Raw genomic sequence first — 23,441 nt, forward strand, 5'->3', positions numbered from 1 at the left:
AATCAGCCTGAAGCAATACAGGACTTTGGACTGATGATCGTTCTGGACAGCGCCTTTACAATGGGGCAAGCCCGGTAGGATTACGGACCAGGTTAAAATTCTGTAACTTCAGGAGGAAAACGACATCATGAATTGGAAAAGCAAAATCATTACGGCAAGCGTAACGGCAGCGATGTTGATGGGAAGTCTGACGACTGGAGCATTCACGGCCCAGGTATCGGCAGCTACGATAGAAAATTCCAAAGCCAAGATCATCCAGGGAGTGAACATGCGCACGTCTCCTTCGACGTCTGCAGGCGTCGTACGTCAATTGCCTCAAGGCGAGACGGTAACCATTTTGGGCACGTCCGGTTCGTACTGGTACAAGGTACAGGATTCCAGCAACCAGACAGGATACATATCTTCTTCATCCAAATATACGCAAATGGTCAGCAGCGGCGGCAACAGCAGCACAAGTTCTTCGGTAGCGGGCAGCAGTTCAGTTACCGGCAGCGAAGCCGTGGAAAAAGTGATCGCCGCAGGCATGAAATATTTGGGCACGCCTTACAAATACGGGGCAGACCGCAACAGTACGGCCGCGTTTGACTGCTCCAGCTTCGTCCGCCGGGCATTCATCGATGCGCTGGGCATCACGCTGCCGGCAGACTCTCGCAAACAGGGCGACTATGTCAAAGCCAAAGGAGCGGTTCAAACCGATTGGACCAAGCTGAAGCGCGGCGACCTGATGTACTTTATGTCCTATAAAGGAACCAAGGCTTCCGCATATTCGGGCGTGAACAAATCGACGGCCAGAATTACGCATACCGGCATCTATCTTGGAGACGGCAAAGTGCTGCACACGTATTCGAACGAGGGCGGCGGCGTAACGGTCAGCGACATTTCCGGCAAGCACTGGGAATATCGTTTCCTGTTTGGCGGAAGCGCGCTGTAAATCAGACGCAGCGAGACAAATATTAACAAAGCAGCTGTTTGGATTGAAGCTGCGCGTCACTGCGGTGTTTATCAATGATTTTTACATTGGAAAACACCGCATGGCGTGCAGCTTTTTTGATTTTGGCGCCAACCCGTATCGAATATCTCCCTCTACTCTTGGTAATACACCCGAAATAAAATATCCTGATTGTAATTGCCGAATCCTTCCCCGTACAAGGTGAGCCCGCCAACATGCCGTGCATCCTCTTCGACTGACAGGCGCAGCGTCCACTGATTGCGTTCCATGGGGATATCGGATAACGTGACGCCGGACATCAGCTGGCCGTCGATGAACGTTCCCTGCTCCGTAATGCGCAGCACTTTCAGCATGCCGTATTGGTTGACGCTTTCGCTCCACCAATCAGGCGTAAATACGCCGCGGCCGTTTCCCGAGTCACCAGGGCTCGTCCAGTCCCCAAGCTTGATGCCATTCAACGTAAACGTAATGTCGGAAGGCCAATTGGGGTTGACGGAAGGCGCTTCGGACCCGATCTCCAGCGAGAGTTCAATCGCTTCCATGTGCTGCCCGGCCAAAATGTAATTCGGGATTTTGTATTCCACGAATCCGCGCCCGAACCATAGAATGTGGGCATGCATGCGTTCCGGATCGAGAAAATATCGTGGATCGTCGTATTGTCCGATAATATGGCTGGAGGTGGCCAGGCCGCAAGTGGGATATACATCAAATTGCGTATAATGCCCGATGGGAATCGCCACCTCGTGCACCTTGCTTGAGCTCCCGCTTTCCTGCGGCATCGAGATGCCGATCCAGTCAACGGCAAGACTGTTCATTTTATGGGTGCCGCCGTCCTTGCGGACCATTTTGGACTGAATGATGCCTACATCCTGCAGTTTGCGCACATGCATCGTTACGATGGCGCTGCTCAAACCGAGCGCGGCTGCAATGTCCTTGACGTTTTTGGGGCTTTCGGCAACAAGCCGGATGATCTGCAGACGGACTTCGCTGGCCAGTGCCTCATATAGGGGCAGCCATTCTGCATCGGTATTTGCTCTGATCACAAAGGTCCCTCCAATAGATGTGTTTAGGATTAATTTAAACATAAATTCAAAGAATAGGATAACATTTTCAAAATTTAGTGTTGAAATTAAGCTTAACATCGATTTTAATATAAATATGAACATTGATCCATAGGTTTTAAATTAATTTTTTTATTAATTTAAGGAGTTGAACTTTATGGTGCAAAAAGCAAAAATGACGGTAGACAAGGATTTCACGATTGGAGAAGTGGATAAGCGCTTATACGGTTCTTTCATTGAGCATCTGGGTCGTGCCGTATATGGTGGTATATATGAGCCTGGCCATCCTGAGGCTAACGAAGCGGGGTTCCGCAAGGATGTGCTGGAATTGGTCAATGAACTGCAAGTTCCGATCGTGCGTTATCCGGGAGGCAATTTTGTATCCGGTTACAATTGGGAGGATTCCGTAGGTCCGGTCTCCGAACGCAAACGCAGGCTGGAATTGGCTTGGAGAACGATCGAAACGAATGAATTCGGGTTCAACGAATTCGTGGATTGGGCGAAACAGGCCAATACCGATGTGATGATGGCGGTCAACCTGGGAACCCGCGGTGTGGATGCGGCCAGAAACATCGTGGAATACAGCAACCATCCGGGAGGCTCTTATTACAGCGATCTTCGTATCAAGCATGGTTACAAAGAGCCGCATAACGTTAAAACATGGTGCCTTGGCAACGAAATGGATGGTCCATGGCAGATCGGCCACAAAACTGCGGTGGAGTACGGACGAGTAGCTCTGGAAGCGGCCAAGGTCATGAAATGGACCGATCCTACGATTGAACTGGTTGCCTGCGGCAGCTCCGCGATCGGCATGCCGACATTCCCGGAGTGGGAAGCAACCGTCCTGGATCATACATATGATCACGTGGAATATTTGTCCCTGCACCAGTACTACGGCAATGCCGCGCAGGATACGCCGACGTTCCTGGCCCGCTCGCTGGAAATGGACCGTTTCATTGACACGGTCAAAGCGACTTGCGATTACATCAAGGCGAAAAAGCGCAGCAAAAAGACGATGTTCCTGTCCTTTGACGAGTGGAACGTATGGTACCATTCCAACGAAAGCGACAAAAAGCTGGACCCATGGCAAATCGCTCCGCCGCAGCTGGAAGACGTATACAACCATGAAGACGCTTTGCTTGTGGGCTGCATGCTGATCAGCTTGTTGAAGCATGCGGATCGCGTCAAAATGGCTTGCCTCGCGCAGCTCGTCAACGTTATCGCGCCGATCATGACCGACAACGGTGGCGCAGCGTGGAGACAGACCATTTTCTATCCGTTCATGCATGCTTCCGTGTTCGGTCGCGGAACCGCGCTGGTGCCGCTGATTCAATCGCCGAAATACGATACCAAAGAAATTACGGACGTTCCTTATCTGGAAGGCATCGCGGTGCATAACGAAGAAAAGGGCGAAGTGACGGTATTTGCGGTTAACCGTCATCTGGATGAAGCGCTGCCGCTGGAAGTGGATCTTCGCAGCTTTGGCGAGTGCACGCTGCTGGAGCATATCGTACTGGAAAGCGATGATCTCAAAGCGGTCAATACGGCTGCAGAGCCGAACCGCGTAGCTCCGCATAACCGCGGAGGAGCACAGGTATCGGGAAGTCTGGTTACTGCAAGCCTGTCCAAGGCTTCGTGGAACGTGATCCGACTGAAAGTACAATAAAAGATGGCATGTTAGCGGGCGGGGAAATCATCAAACGTTTATTAGGTTCATAATCAACGAAAGCGTTCAGGTGGAGTGGTGTCCATTTGAACGCTTTTTTGTCGGTTGGTCCGGAATGTAAAGAGCCCAACCGGACATTTCTCCAGTTGAGCTTGCTACATTTCCTGTCGTTTTCAACAGTGTAATTGGGCATCTGCCCGTCTGCATGGGTTTAACTCGAAACGGCCTCGTCGTTACCCGCTTCCCGTGCATGCGCGACCAATTGGGCATATACGCCTCTGGCCGCAAGCAGTTCCGCATGGGTGCCTTCCTCCGCAATTTTGCCATGCTCCATAACGATGATCCGGTCGGCATGCATGATCGTGGACAGGCGGTGGGCAATGACGATGGTCGTGCGCCCTTTGGACACGGATTCCAGCGCCTGCTGTACGAGCAGTTCGGTATGCGAATCCAAATTCGCCGTAGCTTCATCCAGGATCAGCACCCGAGGCTGGAATACCACGATCCGGGCGAAAGAGATCAGCTGACGTTCCCCGGCGGACAGGCCGCTTCCGCGTTCGGAGAGAAGGGTATCGTATCCTTCAGGAAGCCGGCGGATCATGGCATCGGCGCCGACGAACCGGCAAGCTTCGATGGCTTGCTCCCGCGTAATGTCTTCGCGAAACATGCGCACATTCTCGATAATGGAGCCGGAGAACAGGAAGGGTTCCTGCTGGATCAAGCCGACGATCCGATGAAGCGTGGCCTGCGGAATGTGCCGAATATCGAAGCCGTCAATGTCAATGCTGCCCTCGTGGACATCATAAAAGCGATTCAGCAGGGAGATCAAGGTGCTTTTGCCGGCTCCGGTCGTGCCCACAATGCCGACCATTTCCCCGGGATAGAGATGCAGGTCCATGTTTGAGATGATCGGCTGGCCAGGCTGGTATCCGAAGGAAACATCGTTGAAATCGATCTGTCCCATCACTTGCTTTGGTTCAAGCTTGAAAGCTTTGGCCGGTTCGGGTTCGGCGACCTCCGGTTTCGTGTCCAGAATGTTTGCGATCCGCTCCATGGAAACGGTGGCCGACTGGAACGTATTCCATTGCATCGTGATTTGGTTGATCGGTTGAAAGAACTGCCGAATGTAACTGATGAAGGCATAGAGCACGCCGACTTGCAGCGATTCGTTCAATACGGCCCGCCCGCCAAGCCAGACCATCAGCACCAGTGCCGCATTGCCCAGAATGTCGAATGTGCGATTGAAAATGACATGGGAGCGTGCTTGGCGAATGTTGGCTTGAAGGTGCTGCAGATTTTTTTCCCCGAATCGCTGCTGTTGTTCTTTCTCCTGATGAAAAGCCTGAATCAGAAACATGCCTGCGAGATTTTCGGCAGTGAATGCGATCAGACGCGCAAACCTTGTTCTGGCGTTCTGATACACTTTACGCAGATTGCTGCGGAACAAGATCGCAACAACGGCAATGACAGGCAGCACGGCCAGGGAGTAACCCGCCAGCACAGGGTCCAGTTGGAACATGAACACGAGGATCAGCACAAGCATCATGCCGTCCCTGATCAGGCTGAGCAGAACTTGGGTGAAGAAACTGCTGATCGTCTCGGTATCGCGAGAAACGTTGGTGACGAGACTGCCGATGTGATACCGATCGAAGAAAGACATCGACATGCGTGTGATGTGGTGAAAAATGTCTTTCCGAATGCGGGAAACGATGCTTTGGCCGACATGCTGCAGCAAATTGTTTTGCACGTAGGTGAACACAAAGCCGGTTATGGCGAGAACCAGGTATACCGCAGCAAGCTGCATAAGAAAACCGGTACTTGTGTTCCCGATGGCCAAATGGTCGTCTATGGCGATCTTGACCAAATAGGGCTGCAGCAGATCAGCCAGAATGCCCAGCAGCGAGCAGGCAAAAATGCCAAGAAAGGCGAGCCTGTGCGGCTTGGTATAGGTCATCATCGATTTGAAGGAGGTCCGCTCGTCGGATGCGTCAGACGCTCTGGAATCGCCTTTCGCCGGAGACGATGCATGCTGCTCGACAGTCATCGGGTCAGGCTTCCCGCTATGTCGTTCGGTCATGGTACAATCCCTCCTCTTGCAAACGATAGGTCGCCGCATACAGCCCTTCTGCAGCCATAAGGTCCGCATGGGTTCCCTGTTCGGCAATCCGTCCCTCGTCCAGCACGATGATATGGTCGGCATGACGGACCGCGCTGATTCGGTGGGACACGATCAATGTCGTTCGGTCCTTGCCCAGCTTGCGCAAGCCGCGCACGATGCCGCTTTCGGTGACGGCATCGACCGCGCTCATGCTATCGTCGAGGATGAGCACTTGAGCCTGTTTGATCAATCCCCTGGCGAGGCTGGTGCGCTGGCGCTGCCCGCCCGACAGGGTAAGCCCGCGTTCGCCCAGCTTGGTGTCAAATCGATCCGGGAACCGAATGATATTTTCGTAAATCATGGCCTGCTTGGCGCTATGCTCTATCGTATCCATCGGTAATGACCGATCGCTAAAAGCGATGTTGTCGCGAATGGTCGTGCTGAACAGGAAACCGTCCTGGGGCACATAGGCAATACAGGCGCGCAAGCTTTCCAGCGATATCTTGCGGATGTCGGTTCCATTGATGCGGATGGTTCCGGCAGGAGGCTCGTACGTGCGCAGCAGCAATTTGACGAGCGTGCTCTTGCCCGAACCGGTTTTGCCTACGATACCGACCGTCTGCCCGGCGCGAATGTGCAATTCCACGTTCTGCAGGACGGGGGCAGGGCTGCCGGGGTAGGCGAAGGACAGGCCGCTGATGGATATGTCCCTGATCGAGCGAAGCGACTTGGCATTCGCAGCTTCCTGAATGTCGGGCTCTTCCGCCAACAGGTCGTTTACCCTTTCGAGAGAGGCCCCGGAACGCTGCATCGTGTTGATGACATTGCCAATTTGCTGCAGCGGTCCGATAATCATGCGCAGATACAAGGTTAATGCAACGAAACTGCCGAGCGTAATGGTATGCTGCATCGTCATGATGCCGCCTACAAGCAGGGAAACGACGAGAGATAACGATCCGAATAACGGAAGAAGCGCTTGAAACAAGGAAGACATGCGCACGAGGCGCAATTGTTTGCTCCGAATGGCATCTACCGCCATACCGAACCGTGCGCGGGCCTGATCTTCCACGGCAAACGTTTTGGTCACGCGGATGCCGCCGAATTGTTCCTCGGCCGATTCGGTCATGTCGGCGAGAGCTTCCTGCACGTCACGGGAGCGCTTACGAATTCGCGGGCCAAAATGGACGACCAGAAACGGAATAGCCAGCAGCGGCAGCACGCTGATCATCATCAAGGACAGCGGGATCCCGCTGAGCAGCATCATGATGATGCAGGACAATAACAGAAAGGTTGCATTGGTCATGGTGGTCACCCCGTTGGAAATGGCCTCGCGAACGGAGGTGACGTCGTTCATCACGTAGCTAAGCAGTTTGCCGTTGCCCTGTTTGGAAAAATAGTGCTCGCTTAGTTCGGAAAACTTGCCGAAAATGCGTTCGCGGGTCATGAATTCGAACCGGCGTCCCAGCTTCATGATCATGAACTGTCCGGTTCCGAACGACACGTTGTACAAAATAGCCACCGCCAGCAAGATGATGCTGTACCTCATCACCGTATCCATACGCAGGCTGTTCTGCATGAGTTGGTCCGTGAAGCTGCCCAAAATGCGGGGCAGGGAAGCCTGCCCGACATTGGAGGCGATAATCAGGACCACGGCAACCGCATATACGGGCCATTGGCTGATCACGTAGCTTCGCAGCAATTCTCGTTTGGACATAGGCATGGTTCTCCTTTGTTGAATTCAAAGATATCGATGCAGAGCGTAGAAAAGGGCCGACACCCGAATCAAGGTGTCATGCCCTTTTACTTTATGCGAACGAATTCGAAGATTATCCGTATATGAACGGATTTCCGTATGCCGATCGACGAAATCAGTTCACTGCACGACATGCAGTCGATAGGTAACGTCCGTTGACGTCCTTTCATGCTGACAACTACTATTGTTGCGCTATTGAGGAGCAATGTCAATGAAGCGGAGCAAGCTGATGCATTAGAGTTTTGCGTTGAATGTTCATATAACATCATTTAAACCATATGTAAACCGGAATGTACAGGTTTGGTGAAACATTTTGAAGCAAGGGGCCGTCTGTAGGGGTGAAGGTTGGCAATCAGGTTTAAACTACTATCGGAGGTGTCAAAATGAAACATAAAAAAGGATTGGCGGCGACACTCGCTCTTTGCGTATCGTTGACGGCGGGAGGTGCATCCGTGCTCGCATTCTCGGACCTGCAGGATGAAGGACAGAAAACGATCGTGGATACGCTCAAATCCAAAGGCGTCGTAAACGGGGTGACGGCGGATCTGTTCAAGCCGAATCAGGCGTTATCCGAACCGCAGGGCATTCAGTTGATCGTCAAAGCATTTGGTTTGAAAAACGCGTACGCATCCCCTGCGCAAAGCAAAATCAGTCCTGACACTTGGTATGCGGATGCCGTGCAAGCTGCGACCCAGAATGGATTGTCCATTCCCGTAGAAGTGAATCCGCAGGCCAAAATGACGCGCGAACAGTTCGTGATCCTTCTTCAAGAAGGGATTGCCACAACGGGGAATTATCCGGTCATTATGAGATATAACGTCGTGAATGATGAAGACAGCATCGGTGAGAATGCCAAATCCGCCGTCCAGAACCTGCTCAACATGAACATCATCCAGCTGGACAAAGACGGGAACTTCCGTCCGGATCAGCCGCTTACCCGCATGGAGGCCGCAAGCATGATTTTTAACGCACTGGAATTTATCGACCAGTTTGGAAACGGAGGCTCCACAGAGCCTGCACCGGTGGATCCGGGAGCGGGACAGGCGGGCATCGTGCCGACGGTAACAACGACGAAAGTGGACGACAAGACGACCAAAGTGAAGCTTTCTGCCGAGATGCCGCACCCGGGCTACGGATTGAAAATTGATGACGTCAAACTGGAAAAGGATGGACGTGCCATCGTGCTGTATTCGATCGTTCAGCCTGACCCGGACAAAATGTATCCGATGGTCATTACCAACGTGACGGCCGAAACGGACATCCCATCCGGATACACTGCCGAAGCACGACCTTCGGGCAAATAAGCAGCGTGTAATTCCTGAAAGCCATAAAAAAAGAAGAACCCACCGCATCCAGTTCATATGGACGGTGGGTTTTGTTATGTCGTGCGATCCCGACATCCGTTTACAGATCAGGACGGGGAACTCCCGGTCGGTTCGTAGTCGAACCAGTCGAACCGGGCAGGCGTGCCTTGGCCGCCCGGGCTGGTGGCGTACATTCCGACGATGACGCCGGTGAAGCCGCCCGCTACCTCAGTGGAGAGCAGGTGGGTTTCGCCGGAGCCGAGCTCGATCCATTCACGGTCATTCGTGCAGATGGAAAAGGCGAAAGCGTCAGGCTCGGCCTGGACTCGAAGGACGACGGGACCTTGGCCGCAATCCAGCGCGTATTCGGTACGCATGGAGCCTACGACCCGCCGAAGCACGACCGATTTGCGTCCATCGACCAGCCTGATGCCCAGATCGTAATGATAATTCCGGTTCATGAATACCGAAAGGCCTGCTTCTTCCCCATGCTGCCGGGGTTCGAAATCGAGATGCGCTTCGATGCGGCACGAAAAATGGCTCAAGCGACGTCCGATGAAGGCTGGGCTTCCACCGGCGTCAAGGGATAACGGGTTACCGTGGAGGACGAGGTGTCCCGGCTGTTCCATTAGCGACCAACTTCCCGGGGCCGGATTCCGGAGGAATAACCAGTCCATGCCAAGTTTCGGCTGATCGAAGTGATCGCGCGCGGGCGGATGCGGCCACTTTGCTTCGGCAAGCTGCGGCCCGTCCATCTCGGGATCGATGCGTCCGTCATGGCCGATGATCGGCCAGCCTGCTTCCGTCCACGTGACCGGGGCCAGAAACGTTTCCCGACCAAGGTGATGGCGAAGCGGATAGGACGGGGGACGGATGCCGAGACAGACGGCCCACCAGCTTCCGTCCTGAGCCTGCACCAGGTCGGCGTGCCCGGTCGCATGGATGCTGCTCTTCATGCTGCGGTTCGACAAAATCGGGTTGTGGGGACATGGTTCGAACGGGCCGTACGGATCATTGCTTCGCGCGATCGTTTCCATGTGCCCATACTCCGTTCCACCTTCGGCGATCATCAGATAATACATGCCGTTGATTTTGTACAAATGGGGCGCCTCCGGAGCAGCGCCCCCGGTTCCTTTCCAAATCAGACGGCTTTCGGTCCGTTTGTTGCCGGTATCCGCGTCGATTTCGCACTGGTAGATGCCTTCGCCCTCATCACCATTGCATGCCGACTGAAAATATACCCGCCCGTCATCGTCGAAGAGGAGGGACGGGTCGATGCCGTCTTGTGCGACAAACATCGGATCGGACCATGGCCCTTCCGCATGCCTGCTGCGTACAAAGAAGTTGCCGCCGCCGCTGACATTGGTCGTTGTCATGTAGAACCAGCCTTCATGATGGCGGATCGTCGGGGCATAGATGCCGCCCGAGGTCCAGGCCCGGTCCAGCGGCAATTGCTCCGGCGTGGTCAGGCAGTGTCCGATTTGCCGCCAGTTCACGAGATCCCGGCTATGGAAGATCGGCACTCCCGGATAATATTCAAACGTACTCGTGACCAAATAATAATCTTCGCCTACCCGGCAGACGCTGGGATCTGGATAAAAACCGGGAATCACCGGATTGGTATATTTCATCTTGCGCTGCTCCTATTCATTCCAAAGTTTTACGCGATCCTGCACGTATTTGGTGAAGCCCTGTTCCATTTTTTCGACGCCTGCGTTGATCAACTGCTGCTGGTAATCGTCCCAGATGGCATCGAATTGCTCGGGTTTGGACATGACCGCCTGCGGAATGACTTTCCACGTAATGTCCTTCACTTTGTTTTCGATGACCTTAATTTCATCGTCGGACGGCACAGAGATATTCCAGGCGGCTCCCCAAGCTTTGGGCGGGAAGTCTTTTTCGTTCGGGAACAGGTCCATCCAGGTGGTTGCCCCGTAGGCTTTGAGCGTTTCTTTGTCGGCATCGGTGTAGTTGTTCACGATTTGTTCCGGGAAATTTTTGGTGAAATAATTGCCTGTGGAATCTTGAACGCCGTCTCCATAATGAGCGCCGAGGTTCGTGTACAGTCCAATGCCGGATTCCCGGGTAAACGGGATGTTGTCATTGACGATACGCTGCTGCACGTCGTCAGGCACAATGCGCTTGCCGTCTTTCATTTCGTACTGCTTGCCTTCGACGCCCCAATAATTCAGCACCTGTCCTTCTTCGGAAGCGAGGAAATCGAGAAACTGGATGGCCCGAACCGGATCTTCGTTGGCCGTGGTGATTCCGACGCCCCAGCCGGCCATGAACCCGGTCGATTGGTAACGGTTGTCCTTGTATTTGTCCGATAACATGACAGAGTAGTGGCCATAGGTCTGGTCATTCATTCCAGCGGCTTTCAATGACTTTTCGGCATCGCTGTATCCCCAGTCGACATCGATCAGGCCGATGACCCGACCCGAAGCGATTTTCGCTTGGTATTGGTCATTTTTCTGCACAAAGGATTCCGGGTCGAGCAGTCCGGTGTTGTACATATGGTTCAGCCATTTGAAGTATTCTTTCTCGCCTTCGGTGCGGAAGTGGTAAGAAGCTTCATGTGTTTCCGGATCGATGTAATATTCGCCATCCCCGGATTTGCCGGTCGTTTCGGCTGCCGGGTTGGTCACCGAAATTTGGATGCGCCAGTCGTCCGCATTCAACGTCAGGCCGATGTTTTTGTTGCCGTTTTCGTCGGTCGGATGTTTTTCGAGATAGTCGCGGATGACGTTTTCATAGTCTTGCAACGTTTTGATCTCCGGGTAACCGGCTTCCTTGACCGCGCGATGCTGCAGCTCGAAGCCGCCGCCAGCCACGAAATTCACGCCGTCGATGGCAGAGTAGGTAGGAATGACGTAGATGGATGGATCGTCGTTGCTATAACGCAGCCGTTTGATCTGATCGCCGAACAGCTTTTTGAGATTGGGGGCATGCTCTTCGATCAGATCGGTCAGATCCAGCATGGCTCCGGCATCGACGAGTTTATCGAGATCGCCTTTGGGACTGATGAGATCAGGGTATTCCCCGCTGGCCGCAATCAGTGCCAGTCGTTGCGCAGGATCGGATATGGCGAATTCGGCATTCAGCGTCACGCCCGTTTTTTTGGTGATTTCCTTGCCGACGTCGTCCTGCATGTTGTTCCAGTTCGGATTATTGTCCGCGCCAAAGAACGTGAAGGTAACCGGATCGGAACCGTCTTTGCCGGCAGTTCCGGTCGTTTGGGCATTCCCGGAACTGCCGCAGCCTGCGAGCAGGCTTAGCGAAAGAACCGCTGTAACCGACAATGTTGCCGTTTTTCGAATCTTATTTGTCATGTTAACCCCCCTGAGGAAAATGGTTGATAAAGCCCAAAAATCGGTGGAGCCGAGCTATTGCGTGCGCTTTCAAGAAGGCGCTGCATGAGCGTCATCTTCATGCCAAGGCTTTCGGAACACGGTTCGGGAGCCTCTTGCATCTCTCTTTTGCGCCTGCTCCATAATGGCTTATGAAGCATATTCTAACGTTTTCCTGATGCGTGAAACCTTGATTATTCGGTCGTGGAGTAGCATGATATAGACATGGTTCCAATCTATGAATTTCGGAGGAAAGACCAGTGAGCAACGCATATTTGAATTGGTTTACAACCGACCAGCATTTTCCGTTCTACATTCAATATGGGGGACATGACGAGGATACCGACCTTCATCGGCATGTCGATTTTTCGGAGCTCGTGATCGTGTTGAAGGGAAATGCAACGCATATTGTGCATACGGAAGAGTCTTTCATCAAAAAAGGAAACGTGTTTGTTATTAACGGGAGTACCCCGCACGCATACAAAGATCCGCATGACTTCAACATCTGCAATATCATGTACAGGCCTGAGATGCTGGCGGCGGCAGGGCCGGATCTGCGGACGTCCAACGGATTTCAGGCATTGTTCGTTTTGGAACCGCTTTACCGGAAAACGCACCCGTTTCCCAGCCAGCTCGCGCTGCCGATCTCGGACATGGAATATGTCTCTTCGTTGGTTTCGGTCATGATCGGGGAATATCACGAGAAGCAGCAGGGACACCAAACGATGCTGATGTCGCGTTTCATGGAACTGGTCGTCTATTTGTCCAGGCAGTACGATTCTCAGGAACAGGGGAATGATAGCAACACATTGATGCATTTGGCGAATGCGGTCTCATATATTGAAGATCACTACGTCGAGCCATTGTCGCTGGAGGAGATTGCAGAGAAGTCTGGCATATCGGTGAGACATTTGAACCGTATTTTTCGTACCCATTATCAAATGACGCCCATTTCCTATTTGCAGCGTCTGCGCCTGGACAGGGCAGGCACCTTGCTTAAGCACACAAACCTGTCCATCACGCAAATTTCATATGAATGCGGCTTCAATGACAGCAACTATTTCACCCGCCAATTTACCAGGGCACATGGCATCTCCCCCAAGGCCTACAGGCAGAGGCAATAATCTGGGTTCGGATTCAAAAGGTTAGGACATCTGAAATCCAACAAGGGAAACCGAGTCGGTTTCGTGTTGATGACTACTTCCCGATGCACGATTTGCATGTGTCCGGGGAATCATGCAAAAGCAACCAATCCCATGTTTTCTGCGTATGAGGTATATGTTAGTTGATCAAAGAAATAATGGGGGACTGTCATAGATGGAAACACGCGAACAACTGGATCAGGAATTGGAGCAGATCCTGAAGTGGGAGAAGGAGCAGAAGGCGCTGTTTATTTGGGATAAACTCGGTCGTTTGCCGTTCGTCATGCTCGATAAGGTGATGCCCAAAGCGCTGAAAGAGAAGATCGGAACGGCTTTGAACGATGTCGGACAATACGTGCAGCACGGGGGCAAGTTTCTGGTGCAGAAACAGAAAGTAGCCAAGCTGCTGCAGGAAGAGGCCGAAAAGTCGGGATATGCCATGAAGGATGTTACAGTGACCGAGGTAGAACAAGAAACGGATTCGAAGGCAGATGGCCAGATCCATAGCGTAGAAGGGCTGCCGCTTGAAGTACTTGACCGCGTTGCGGACAGCATTACCGAGAGCCGGGCGAAGTTTGCGGCAGCGCAGGGGGCAGCGACGGGAATCGGGGGCATCGTGACCATTGCAGCCGACATTCCTATGGTCATGGGCATGTCGCTGAAGGTGCTGCAGGAAATGGCGCTATGTTACGGTTACAATCCGGACGATCCGCAGGAACGCATTTTTATCGTAAAATGCCTGCAATTTTCGTCGGCCGACATCGTAGGCAAAAAAGCGATTATCGATGAGCTTGCCGATTACGACAATCCGGAGAAGCAAGTAGAGGTTATTTCTCAGATGCAGGGCTGGCGGGAAGTGTTTCTCTCGTACAGCGAATCTTTCGGCTGGAAGAAGCTGTTCCAGCTCATCCCGATCGCAGGCATGCTGTTCGGCTCGATCAGCAACAAGGGCACGATCCAGGACGTGGCGGAAGCCGGCAAGATGCTGTACAAGAAGAGATTGATATTGCAGCGATTGAAGTGAACTATATAAACCGCATGCTTTCGAAGCAGCTTTCTTTACGAAAGCTTTAAGACCGCTTTGCTTCTCCAGATTGGTTCTGCCTCTCCGTTAACGTGTGTATGTTTTTTGCGGTTTATATAACAAATATGATTTTACTGGAGTTTAATGAAAAACGCCTATTCCGTTGATGACAACGAAATAGGCGTTTTTTGGATGTGCTCACGCGATGCGACGAATCTTCATGGATTAAAGAAACTGTGACACCCTAAGTTTCTTATTCTTCGCTGCCGTTTTCTTCCGCCCAACGTTTCAGCACCTTATCCGAAGGCAGCAGGAAGGTCAGAACCCCGATCAGCGGCAGGAAGCTGCAAAATTGCATGACCGTGGATACGCCGAGGGCGTCGATCCAATTTCCAAGCACGAGTGCGCCGAGCCCGCCCATGCCAAAGGCCAGACCCGTAATCAAGCCGGATACCGTCCCGATTTTGCCCGGGATCAGCATCTGTCCGTAAACGACCGTGACCGAGAAGCTGGACAGGATGATGAAACCGATGATCGCCAGCAATACGCCCGTCCAGAACAGGTTGGCGTACGGCAGCAGCAGCGTCAGCGGAGCAGCGCAGGCCATGGACAGAAAGATCATGTTGCGCTTACCGAAACGGTCGGACAACGGTCCGCCAAAGAAGGTGCCAAGTGCACCCGCGGCCAGGAACATGAAGATGTAAATCTGCGCATCCTCTGTGGACAGGCTGAAGCCTTCTTTCAAATAGAAGGCGTAATAACTGCCGATGGCCGCGTTGTACAGCGAACGTACAAAGACGAGGATGATCAGCAGCGTAATGGCAGCTGCGATTTTTTTACGCAAGGCCGGGTTAGGCGCTCTGCGTGCAGCCGCCTGCTTACGCATGTAACCGGAACCGAGCATGCGCCCGTACCAACGGGCGATATAAATCTGTACCGCGATGCCGGCTGCGGCAATGCCGGTGAAACCGATCGCTCCGAACAGGCCGAACGGGATGAATATCCAGCGCGTCAGCAATGGGGCCAGCGATTGCCCGGCATTACCGCCTACCTGGAAGATGGACTGGGCGAGCCCGCGACGCTGTCCGGCGGCCATGTTGGATACCCGGGAGCCTTCGGGATGGAAAGCGGCCGAGCCCAAACCAACGAAAATGACCGAGATCAGCACGGCGGCATAATCGTCCGCAAAGGCAAGCAGCAGCATGCCGGTAAAGGTAAAGCCCATGCCGATGGGCAAAATGGAAGGGGTAGGCCTTTTGTCCGCAAACCAGCCGACGACGGGCTGCATGATGGATGCGGTGAAGTTGATAGCGAACGAGATCCATCCGATCTGAGTATAACTCAGGTGCATGGAATCCTTCAGAATCGGGAAAATCGCCGGAATGACGGACTGGATGGAATCATTGAACAGATGCACCAGACTGATGGCGATCAAGATCCGGTACACGGTGCGCTGGGCATCCGATCCGGGGTCGATTTTGGAACGGACGCGGCCGTCCTTGGATAAAGAGGATTGCATAGACATGTACAGTTCTCCTTTAGGTCACAGTCGCTGGGGATCTATGCCTTCTATTCTGAGATACTTACTCATATTGTTACATAATAGGATAGATTGAGGGCACCGACAAGAGAAAATAATAACCGGATCCATCGATCAACCGAGGGATGCGCATAAGGTTGATTTTACATTAACCAAACATTTCTTGTGTTTGACCCAATGAAGACGGGCATAGCCGAATGCACGGGCAACGATATATTTAATTAGGAAGCTTGCCTTTGAAGGGGCAAATTTCGCTGTGTGTCTGTCCATACAAAACCGCAGGGGATTTAACAAAAAGAAGATTTTGGCTTAACAAATGTGCGCTATGATTTTTAACGGACAACTTGTTGATTCATTACATCATGTGCCCGACAAGGTGCAAAAAGACGAGAGAGGATCTGATCGAATCATGAAATCTTTGAAAAAACAAGCTACTGTAGCGTTATTGGCTATGCCTTTACTGTTAAGCTCCGTGGGGGTGGGGTACGCCAACGCTGCAACGGGTTCTTTTAACGTGGACCCAGCGCCCGCACCAGCCTGGGGATATTTCGTGGACAACTACAAAAACAACAAAACCGATAACCAGACGCTGGAGTCCAATCCCGCACTTGGTATTTTGTCCGGCTTCTCCGACCTTTGGAAAACCGGCGATGCCTGGAATACCGGAAGCAAGCTGAACGAAAGCATTCTGGATCTTAATATTCGCAAAGTATTCAATACATATATGCGCCGCACGGCCGAACAAGCGGAGAAAGCGTACCTGGATGATCGCCGCAGCCAAAGCTACAGCGTCATTGACGGTTTCGGTCCTTATGCCGATACGTATCGTGCCAAAGCTAAAGCGGAAACAACCGTCAAGGAAGTTGCTGCCGATGCAACGACAACGAAGTACAGTGACGAAGGAAATGGCGCAGGGGACGCTGAATCCAGCCTGGGCAAAGTGGTAAGCTTGGTGAACACGCTGCGTGGCGAATATTCGTCCGGCAATCCGTCCAAATATTATTTCCAATATCCGCGTCCGTTCCGTTGGGTGGATAACTCGCTGGTCGTAAACACGCTTCTTCCGGTACAAAGCAATGAGCCTGAAAAAGACGGCGGTTTCCCGAGCGGACATACCAATGCGGCTTACCTGACCGCTTTTGCGTTTGCGTATGCTGCGCCTGAACGTTATCAGGAAATGCTGACGAATGCGGCTGAGCTCGGCGAAAGCCGTGTCGTTGCAGGCATGCACTCCCCGCTGGACGTCATGGGTGGACGCGTATTGGCCACAGCGCTGTCGGCGGCGATTCTGTCCGATCCGGCGAACAGCGAACTGAAGCAAGCGGCTTACGAGCAAGCACAGCGTGAACTCATGAGCACCAAAGCAACGGGTACAGATGCATACGGCGATTATGAAGCCAACAAAAAGAAATATACCGAACTGCTGACGTTCGGTTTCCCGCAAATCGATTCCAAAACCGAACCGATGGTGGTTCCCAAAAATGCCGAGGTGCTGCTGGAAACGCGTCAACCTTACTTGAATGACACCCAGCGCCGTGAGGTACTCGCTACAACAGGACTGCCTTCCGGTTATCCGCTGCTGAATGATCCGGAAGGCTGGGGACGCCTGAACCTGTTTGCCGCGGCAGATGGTTACGGCGCATTCATGTCCGACGTTACCGTGAACATGGATGCTTCCAAAGGCGGCTTCAATGCTGCGGACGTATGGCGCAACGATATTTCCGGCGAAGGCAAGCTGACCAAACAAGGTACGGGCAAGCTGACGCTTAGCGGAAACAACACTTATTCCGGCGGCACTGTGTTGGAGGAAGGTACGCTTGAGGGTGCTTCGAAAACGGCATTCGGTACGGCGGGCGTCACCAACAACGGCGGAACGATCGGTGAAGAGGTTGAAGGCCGGTTCGTGATTGGCGGCGACTTCAAACAATCCGCCAAAGGTACGCTGGAGCTGAACATCAGCAGCAAAAACGACGTATTCCAAGTGGCGAAAAACGCTACCCTTGGCGGCAAGCTGCAACTGAACTTCACGGATGGTTACGTGCCGGCGAACGGCGCAACGATCATGACGTTCGGCCAAAAAGCGGCTGGAACGAAGTTTGCTTCCGTGGACGTTTCCGGACTGCCGAGCGGCGTAAAAGCAAGCGTGGTTTACAAAGCAAACAGCGTTGTGCTGAAAGTGAGCAAATAAGAGGTTTAGGGTTGGGTGGTGGCCTACGTACCCAGCAGGATAGAAATGTTAAGCGGAACCAGGTGACTGCACAGCCTATATAGGTTGAACTAGACATTTACACGATAACGGAGAGGGCAGAACCAATCTGGAGAAGCAAAGCGGTCTAAAAGCTTTCTGAAAGAAAGCTGCATCGGAAGCAAAAGCTTCACCGGATGTTCCCTTTGAAAAAAGGGGATCAAAAAAATCTGGGGATAACAGTGATCGGAAGATCGTTCTGACCACGTAGTGACTCCGTGTAAAAATCATCGGTTCAACTTATATAGAGCTAAATCGAGAGAACCCCGGAAAATGATCCGGGGTTCTTTTTTGTATTGCGTGTTAAACGCGACGGTGGCGAGGAATGAAGTAGACTGCAACAACTGATATGGCGGTAAGGTTTTCATGATACCAGAGCTGTGGTAGCTGGTGATAAGGTAACGCTACCTAAAGAAGCAATTAAAGGTATTGAGGTTACGATTGCAATGAAGGCATTGGTGCCAACCATATGCCGGAAAACCTCCATATAGCGTGTCTGAGGTTCGTTAGCCGCCTATACACCATGTTAATGTGCCTGAAGTTCGCTCGCACGGTCGACCATTGCGATATGTGGGTGTTGTGCCGATCTATATTAACGTTCCAGCTTTGCCGTATCCGATGCGATAAACGCAAAAAAGGAGCGATTCTTCCCCGCAGGGTGCGGGAGAATCTGCTCCTATGTTAGAGATCCGTGATGCCAACTGGCTGAATCACCCTTGAAGGGGGCACCGAGTGCTGGGTTTATGACTAGTCGCCTAAGTTTACCTCTTAACGGTTATCGACCGTTTCCGGGTACATGTCATGGTTCAACATGCGGTGCTCGGCCATCTGCTCGTATTTCGTCCCCGGTTTGCCGTAGTTGGTGTACGGGTCGATGGAGATGCCGCCGCGCGGCGTGAATTTGCCCCACACTTCGATATAGCGCGGGTCCATCAGCTTGATCAGATCGTTCATAATGATGTTCACGCAATCCTCGTGAAAATCGCCATGGTTGCGGAAGCTGAACAAATACAGCTTGAGCGATTTGCTTTCTACCATTTTGACGTCGGGAATGTAGCTGATATAAATGGTGGCAAAGTCAGGCTGGCCCGTAATCGGGCACAAGCTTGTAAACTCCGGGCAGTTGAATTTCACGAAGTAATCGCGGTACGGATGTTTGTTGTCAAAGCTCTCCAGAATGCCAGGATCGTATTCAAACGTATATTTCGTGCCCTGGTTGCCCAGCAGCGTCAAGTCTTGCATCTCGTCAGGTTGTCTCATTGTCGTTCCGTAACTCCTTTAGGTTAAAATCCATATATTTAATCGATAGCCTGTTCATTGGGCTACACGCCGCGTTTATTGCCCCATACGAGTGTATGAAGCTGCGGCAGCACGCGAACGTCATTCAACGTCTCGGAGCCGCTCACCTTGTCAATCAGCCACTCGTAGCGTTCGAGCAGGGAGGAGGCAAGGTCTGCTGTATCCGCTGACGAGACGTCAGGATTCCCGGTTTGCAAAAAGAGAGCTGTTCCCGGATACCGCTCATGCACGCGCCGGGCATAGTCCAGGTCTGTCTCGTCAAAAATGACGATTTTCAGACTCATGCTGCGGTTCGCTGGACACAGCGCCAGCCGCTGAACCAGATCATCCAGCACGCCCCAGTCCGTCTCCATGCCGGAGCTGGGGGGCTTCGGCGAGACGGTGACTTCGTCAATGTCCGCCAGCCAAGGCTGCCAGCGCGAGCCCTGCGTCTCTACCGCCGTGCGGATGCCCTGCTCGCGCAGCAATTGCACCAGCCCGCCCAGCGAAGCAAGCAGGGCGGGGTTGCCGCCGGAGATCGTGACGTGCGAGAAGCGGGCGCCGCCGATGCGGCGCAGCTCCTTCAGAATCTCCTCCGGCGCCATCATTTTGATCTGGTCCTTCCCGGTGCCGTCCCAGGTAAAGGCCGAATCGCACCAGGAGCAGCGGTAATCGCAGCCTGCGGTGCGCACAAACATCGTTTTTTGCCCGATGACCATGCCCTCGCCTTGAACGGTAGGCCCGAAGATTTCCATGACCGGAATGCGTCCCCCGCGTCCGCCATTCGCAGACCTGCTTTCCGGTTCGGGACGTGAGTCCATCATGTCTGGAAAATCCCGGGTTATGTCTGCTGACGCATGCTGCAGGAGGTTATCCATCGATCATCCACTCCCGTCTCGCTTCCGCGTAGCTGGTAGGTGTCTCGTACAGACGAACGAATTCGGTTCGTCCCCCTTCGGCGAGGGATGCATAAGGCTCCGACTGCAGCGCCAGTTCCATTTGTTCGAACAGCCAGACGACCATATTTTCGGCCGTGGTGTTCATCAAAGGTAGGGTCTCGTTCAAGTATTGATGGTCGAGATACCCTTCCATGCGTGTTTTCCAAATGTCTTTGATATGTCCAAAATCAACGGTAAGCCCGGTTTCTCCCGGATAACCGCTGATGCCAAATACGACTTTGTACGTATGTCCGTGCAAATTTTTGCACTTGCCTTCGTAACAGTGCAGGTGGTGCGCGGCGTCAAAGGTAAACTCTTTGCTGACCAGCACCCGTTTGCGATGATAGCGAAGCTGTGCAGGCAAAATGTCTTCGTCGATCCGCTGCAGCCGCTCGACGATGCGGAACGTCCCCGGCTCTCTCATCGATGATCCGCCCCCGGTGTCCCTGTTTGGGTGCGTTGTTCCAAATAACGATCCAATCCGGCTCTCCGCAGCTTGCATGCCGGGCATTCGCCGCAGCCATCGCCAATGACGCCGTTGTAGCAGGTAAGTGTACGTTCGCGCACGTAATCGAAGGCGCCGAGTCGATCGGACAGCTCCCACGTTTGGGCTTTGTCCAGCCACATCAGCGGCGTATGGATTACGAACGGGTAATCCATCGACAGGTTAAGCGTAACGTTCAGCGACTTTACGAAGGAATCCCGGCAATCCGGATATCCGCTGAAATCCGTTTCGCATACACCGGTGACCAGGTGACGCGCACCTTTTTGTTTGGCCATAATCGCGGCAAAGCTGAGGAACAACAAATTTCGTCCATCGACGAACGTGCTGGGAAGCTCGCCTTCCTCATGCGTAATCTCCACATCCGTGCGGGTCAGTGCGCTTGGCGCAAGCTGATTCAGCAGACTCATATCGAGCACGGTCTGCTGCACGCCCAGATCGTGTGCGATCGCCGCCGCACATTCGATCTCCAGTTTGTGCCGTTGACCATAGTCGAAGGTGACGACTTCAACTTCGGCAAACTGCTGTTTAGCCCAGAACAGGCAGGTGGTGCTGTCCTGGCCGCCGCTGAATACAACGACTGCTTTTTCTTCGTTCAACATAAAAAAACCTCTCCATCTTCTTAAGATCGATTCAGGCCAAAAGCCTGCATCGTCGAAGAACAGAGAAGTTCATGAACTGGCATCCATCAAAAAACACACCTTCCCGCAAACAAGCAAAAAAATGCCTGCGAAAAAGTGATCTTAGTTTTTTACATACAGATTTATCCTTCGCCATGCGGTTTCAGACGTTGTTCTGTACGCAGCACATCCGGCCGTCAGGCCTGAAATGCGCTGTAGAGGGAGTTCGCGAACCTCTCCCATGCCAAGCGGCATGGATTTTCTTCTTCAATTGTCCGGTTCAGTATAACACAATTTCAACCTTGCAGCACATGTTCTGCGGCGATCCAACATTTGACTGTCTGCAGCGGTTCGACAGGCCGGCGCTTATTTAATCAGAATGTTGCCGAACGGAATGACTTCTTTCAAGATTCGTTTGAACAGGCCATCGCCATCGTTGACGTCCCGTTCCAGCCTGTGGTTCTCGCGGCCTGCCTGAAACAGGACAGGGCCGTGTCCCGTCATTTTCCAATGATAGTTCATGTGTTGGCTGGCCAAGTGGTTGCCGTATACCGTCAGCTCCAGATGAGCATTTTCAGGATAGGCAATAACGCTGCCTGCATCCACGTACAAGGGAGCGGTGGGGTGCAGTTCCTGTTGGCACACTTGTCCCTGGGTCAGCAGACCGATTTTGCCGTGGCCGGAAAACTTCATTTTCACGGCGTCCCGGGTGATGAACATATTTTTGATCTTCTGGATTTTGGTGTGCATGGTGACGCCGTCCGAATAAAAGAACAGATGGCGAAAGTCGTAGAGCAGGTCGCTCTCGGCCGTCAATTCCACTTCCTTCATGGTGAAGCCGGGCGGGAGTGCAGCCACAAACTGGCAAGGGCCGGTGATTTCGGACTTGATCAGCTTTTTTTTGCGGTACATGCCGGAGATGTTCATGAATTTGTCGTTGCGGCTGCTGCTTGGCCCTCGAAAGGCGACGATTTGCTGGGGGTGTAAAATATGAAGCCGGTCTTCGGGCGTAAGCGAGAACTTCACCACTTGACCGGCCCCGTCCGCTTCGACCGTGTTGAGGTTAATGTGCATGTCGTGGCTCCCTATTCTTTATATTCGGCCTGAACGGCGACGCATCCCCCAACGCATCACGCGAATCAGGATAAAATACCCCAGGATGAGACAAACGGCAGTAATGACTGTGGTTTGAATGCGTTTGGCGGTGACATTGCGAGCGTTCTGCTGATCTTGAAGCTCGCTGACCATTTCGGTCAGTTTCTGGTTTTGGGCGACCAGCTGCTCATTTTGGGCTTTGAATGCCTCGACATTGGCCTCAGCTTGTCCCAACTGCGCAGAGGTTTCGTTCAATTGTTCCAACGTTTGCCGATAGCTTTCCTGCAGAGCATTCACTTCTCCCGGGAGCTCCGATACCCGTTCCCAACTGCTGTATATGTCTGAAAAGATGTTGGCATGTGCCGCATTTACGGTGTGCGTAAACGAAAACGCCATGATCGCGCATGCAGCGAGCAAAATTCGAAGGGTTCCGTGTTTCGACCGTTTGGGCATAGAGGCACCTTCTTTCGATTAAAATCGGTATATTCCGCGTTTCTTGGTACGGAAGGAAAATCACTATTACATTATACGTCAAAATCGGCGCAATGGGTTCAGTACTTCCTTCAGTCCCCAGTGAATTTTTGTGTTTGATCCTACGGATTTTCGGGTAATGGACATAGTCGGCCCCGGCGGCTGATCATTAAATGATTAACCGCGTTTGCGTATCTGCTTTTCCCTTGGCGAAAACGCCGCTATATATGTTGAACTAGACATTTACACGATAACGGAGAGGGGAACCAATCTGGAGAAGCGGAGCTAAAAGCTTTCTGTAAGAAAGCTCCATCGAAAGCATACGCTTCGCATTTATCACCGGATTTTCCCCTTAAATAAGGGGATTAAAAAAATCTGGGGATAACAGCGATTGGAAGATGGTAC

At 52.6% G+C, this 23,441-nt stretch carries 18 protein-coding genes; 6 read left to right on the forward strand and 12 right to left on the reverse strand.

Annotation, left to right across the window (positions count from 1 at the left end):
* Positions 1 to 127: 127 nt before the first annotated feature.
* Positions 128 to 931: a C40 family peptidase gene (locus SNR34_RS05850; protein WP_236415373.1), complete on the forward strand. Its 804-nt coding sequence runs from the start codon at positions 128 to 130 to the stop codon at positions 929 to 931.
* Between the two features lie 152 nt (positions 932 to 1,083).
* Here the strand turns inward: SNR34_RS05850 and SNR34_RS05855 are convergent, their stop codons facing one another.
* Positions 1,084 to 1,989 carry an ArsR/SmtB family transcription factor gene (locus SNR34_RS05855; protein WP_438286862.1) on the reverse strand — a complete coding sequence of 302 codons (906 nt, stop codon included), beginning with the start codon at positions 1,987 to 1,989 and terminating at the stop codon, positions 1,084 to 1,086.
* 178 nt (positions 1,990 to 2,167) lie between these two features.
* Here SNR34_RS05855 and arfA point away from each other — a divergent pair, with 178 nt between their 5' ends.
* Positions 2,168 to 3,676: an arabinosylfuranosidase ArfA gene (arfA, locus tag SNR34_RS05860; RefSeq protein WP_290371442.1), complete on the forward strand. Its 1,509-nt coding sequence runs from the start codon at positions 2,168 to 2,170 to the stop codon at positions 3,674 to 3,676.
* A 211-nt stretch (positions 3,677 to 3,887) separates the two neighbouring features.
* Here the strand turns inward: arfA and SNR34_RS05865 are convergent, their stop codons facing one another.
* On the reverse strand, positions 3,888 to 5,633 hold the full coding sequence (locus SNR34_RS05865; protein ID WP_486182410.1) for an ABC transporter ATP-binding protein: 1,746 nt from the start codon (positions 5,631 to 5,633) through the stop codon (positions 3,888 to 3,890).
* Between the two features lie 103 nt (positions 5,634 to 5,736).
* Positions 5,737 to 7,488, reverse strand: coding sequence for an ABC transporter ATP-binding protein (locus SNR34_RS05870; protein WP_486181409.1), 1,752 nt, complete (start codon positions 7,486 to 7,488; stop codon positions 5,737 to 5,739).
* Positions 7,489 to 7,910: 422 nt separating this feature from the next.
* Here SNR34_RS05870 and SNR34_RS05875 point away from each other — a divergent pair, with 422 nt between their 5' ends.
* On the forward strand, positions 7,911 to 8,831 hold the full coding sequence (locus tag SNR34_RS05875; protein WP_486181410.1) for an S-layer homology domain-containing protein: 921 nt from the start codon (positions 7,911 to 7,913) through the stop codon (positions 8,829 to 8,831).
* A gap of 107 nt (positions 8,832 to 8,938) precedes the next feature.
* Here SNR34_RS05875 and SNR34_RS05880 read toward each other — a convergent pair whose 3' ends face one another.
* Entirely contained in the window at positions 8,939 to 10,462 is a 1,524-nt protein-coding gene (locus SNR34_RS05880) for a glycoside hydrolase family 43 protein (RefSeq protein ID WP_486181411.1), read from the reverse strand.
* A gap of 12 nt (positions 10,463 to 10,474) precedes the next feature.
* Positions 10,475 to 12,163 (reverse strand): ABC transporter substrate-binding protein, encoded by a 1,689-nt coding sequence (locus SNR34_RS05885; RefSeq protein ID WP_486181412.1) that lies wholly within the window; start codon positions 12,161 to 12,163, stop codon positions 10,475 to 10,477.
* 278 nt (positions 12,164 to 12,441) lie between these two features.
* Here SNR34_RS05885 and SNR34_RS05890 point away from each other — a divergent pair, with 278 nt between their 5' ends.
* On the forward strand, positions 12,442 to 13,305 hold the full coding sequence (locus tag SNR34_RS05890; RefSeq protein WP_236415367.1) for a helix-turn-helix domain-containing protein: 864 nt from the start codon (positions 12,442 to 12,444) through the stop codon (positions 13,303 to 13,305).
* Between the two features lie 193 nt (positions 13,306 to 13,498).
* Positions 13,499 to 14,347, forward strand: coding sequence for an EcsC family protein (locus SNR34_RS05895; protein ID WP_236415365.1), 849 nt, complete (start codon positions 13,499 to 13,501; stop codon positions 14,345 to 14,347).
* A gap of 253 nt (positions 14,348 to 14,600) precedes the next feature.
* Here SNR34_RS05895 and SNR34_RS05900 read toward each other — a convergent pair whose 3' ends face one another.
* Positions 14,601 to 15,866 carry an MFS transporter gene (locus tag SNR34_RS05900; protein WP_445259779.1) on the reverse strand — a complete coding sequence of 422 codons (1,266 nt, stop codon included), beginning with the start codon at positions 15,864 to 15,866 and terminating at the stop codon, positions 14,601 to 14,603.
* Positions 15,867 to 16,296: 430 nt separating this feature from the next.
* Here SNR34_RS05900 and SNR34_RS05905 point away from each other — a divergent pair, with 430 nt between their 5' ends.
* Positions 16,297 to 18,075 (forward strand): acid phosphatase, encoded by a 1,779-nt coding sequence (locus SNR34_RS05905; protein ID WP_486181413.1) that lies wholly within the window; start codon positions 16,297 to 16,299, stop codon positions 18,073 to 18,075.
* An 825-nt stretch (positions 18,076 to 18,900) separates the two neighbouring features.
* On the opposite strand, the gene queF is transcribed toward SNR34_RS05905, so the two are convergent.
* The 6 genes from queF to SNR34_RS05935 form a co-directional block, all read right to left on the reverse strand.
* Complete coding sequence (gene queF, locus SNR34_RS05910) at positions 18,901 to 19,392, reverse strand: preQ(1) synthase (protein WP_236415359.1); 492 nt, start codon at positions 19,390 to 19,392, stop codon at positions 18,901 to 18,903.
* A gap of 62 nt (positions 19,393 to 19,454) precedes the next feature.
* Positions 19,455 to 20,234, reverse strand: coding sequence for a 7-carboxy-7-deazaguanine synthase QueE (queE, locus tag SNR34_RS05915; protein WP_486181414.1), 780 nt, complete (start codon positions 20,232 to 20,234; stop codon positions 19,455 to 19,457).
* Positions 20,235 to 20,280: 46 nt separating this feature from the next.
* Positions 20,281 to 20,772: a 6-carboxytetrahydropterin synthase QueD gene (queD, locus tag SNR34_RS05920; RefSeq protein ID WP_236415357.1), complete on the reverse strand. Its 492-nt coding sequence runs from the start codon at positions 20,770 to 20,772 to the stop codon at positions 20,281 to 20,283.
* Positions 20,769 to 21,449, reverse strand: coding sequence for a 7-cyano-7-deazaguanine synthase QueC (queC, locus tag SNR34_RS05925; RefSeq protein WP_236415407.1), 681 nt, complete (start codon positions 21,447 to 21,449; stop codon positions 20,769 to 20,771). Before queC ends, queD begins: the two co-directional genes overlap by 4 nt.
* A gap of 387 nt (positions 21,450 to 21,836) precedes the next feature.
* Complete coding sequence (locus tag SNR34_RS05930; protein WP_236415355.1) at positions 21,837 to 22,544, reverse strand: AIM24 family protein; 708 nt, start codon at positions 22,542 to 22,544, stop codon at positions 21,837 to 21,839.
* A gap of 18 nt (positions 22,545 to 22,562) precedes the next feature.
* Complete coding sequence (locus tag SNR34_RS05935; RefSeq protein ID WP_236415354.1) at positions 22,563 to 23,018, reverse strand: hypothetical protein; 456 nt, start codon at positions 23,016 to 23,018, stop codon at positions 22,563 to 22,565.
* Positions 23,019 to 23,441 lie beyond the last annotated feature (423 nt).

The organism is Paenibacillus sp. XP01 (assembly GCF_057364885.1).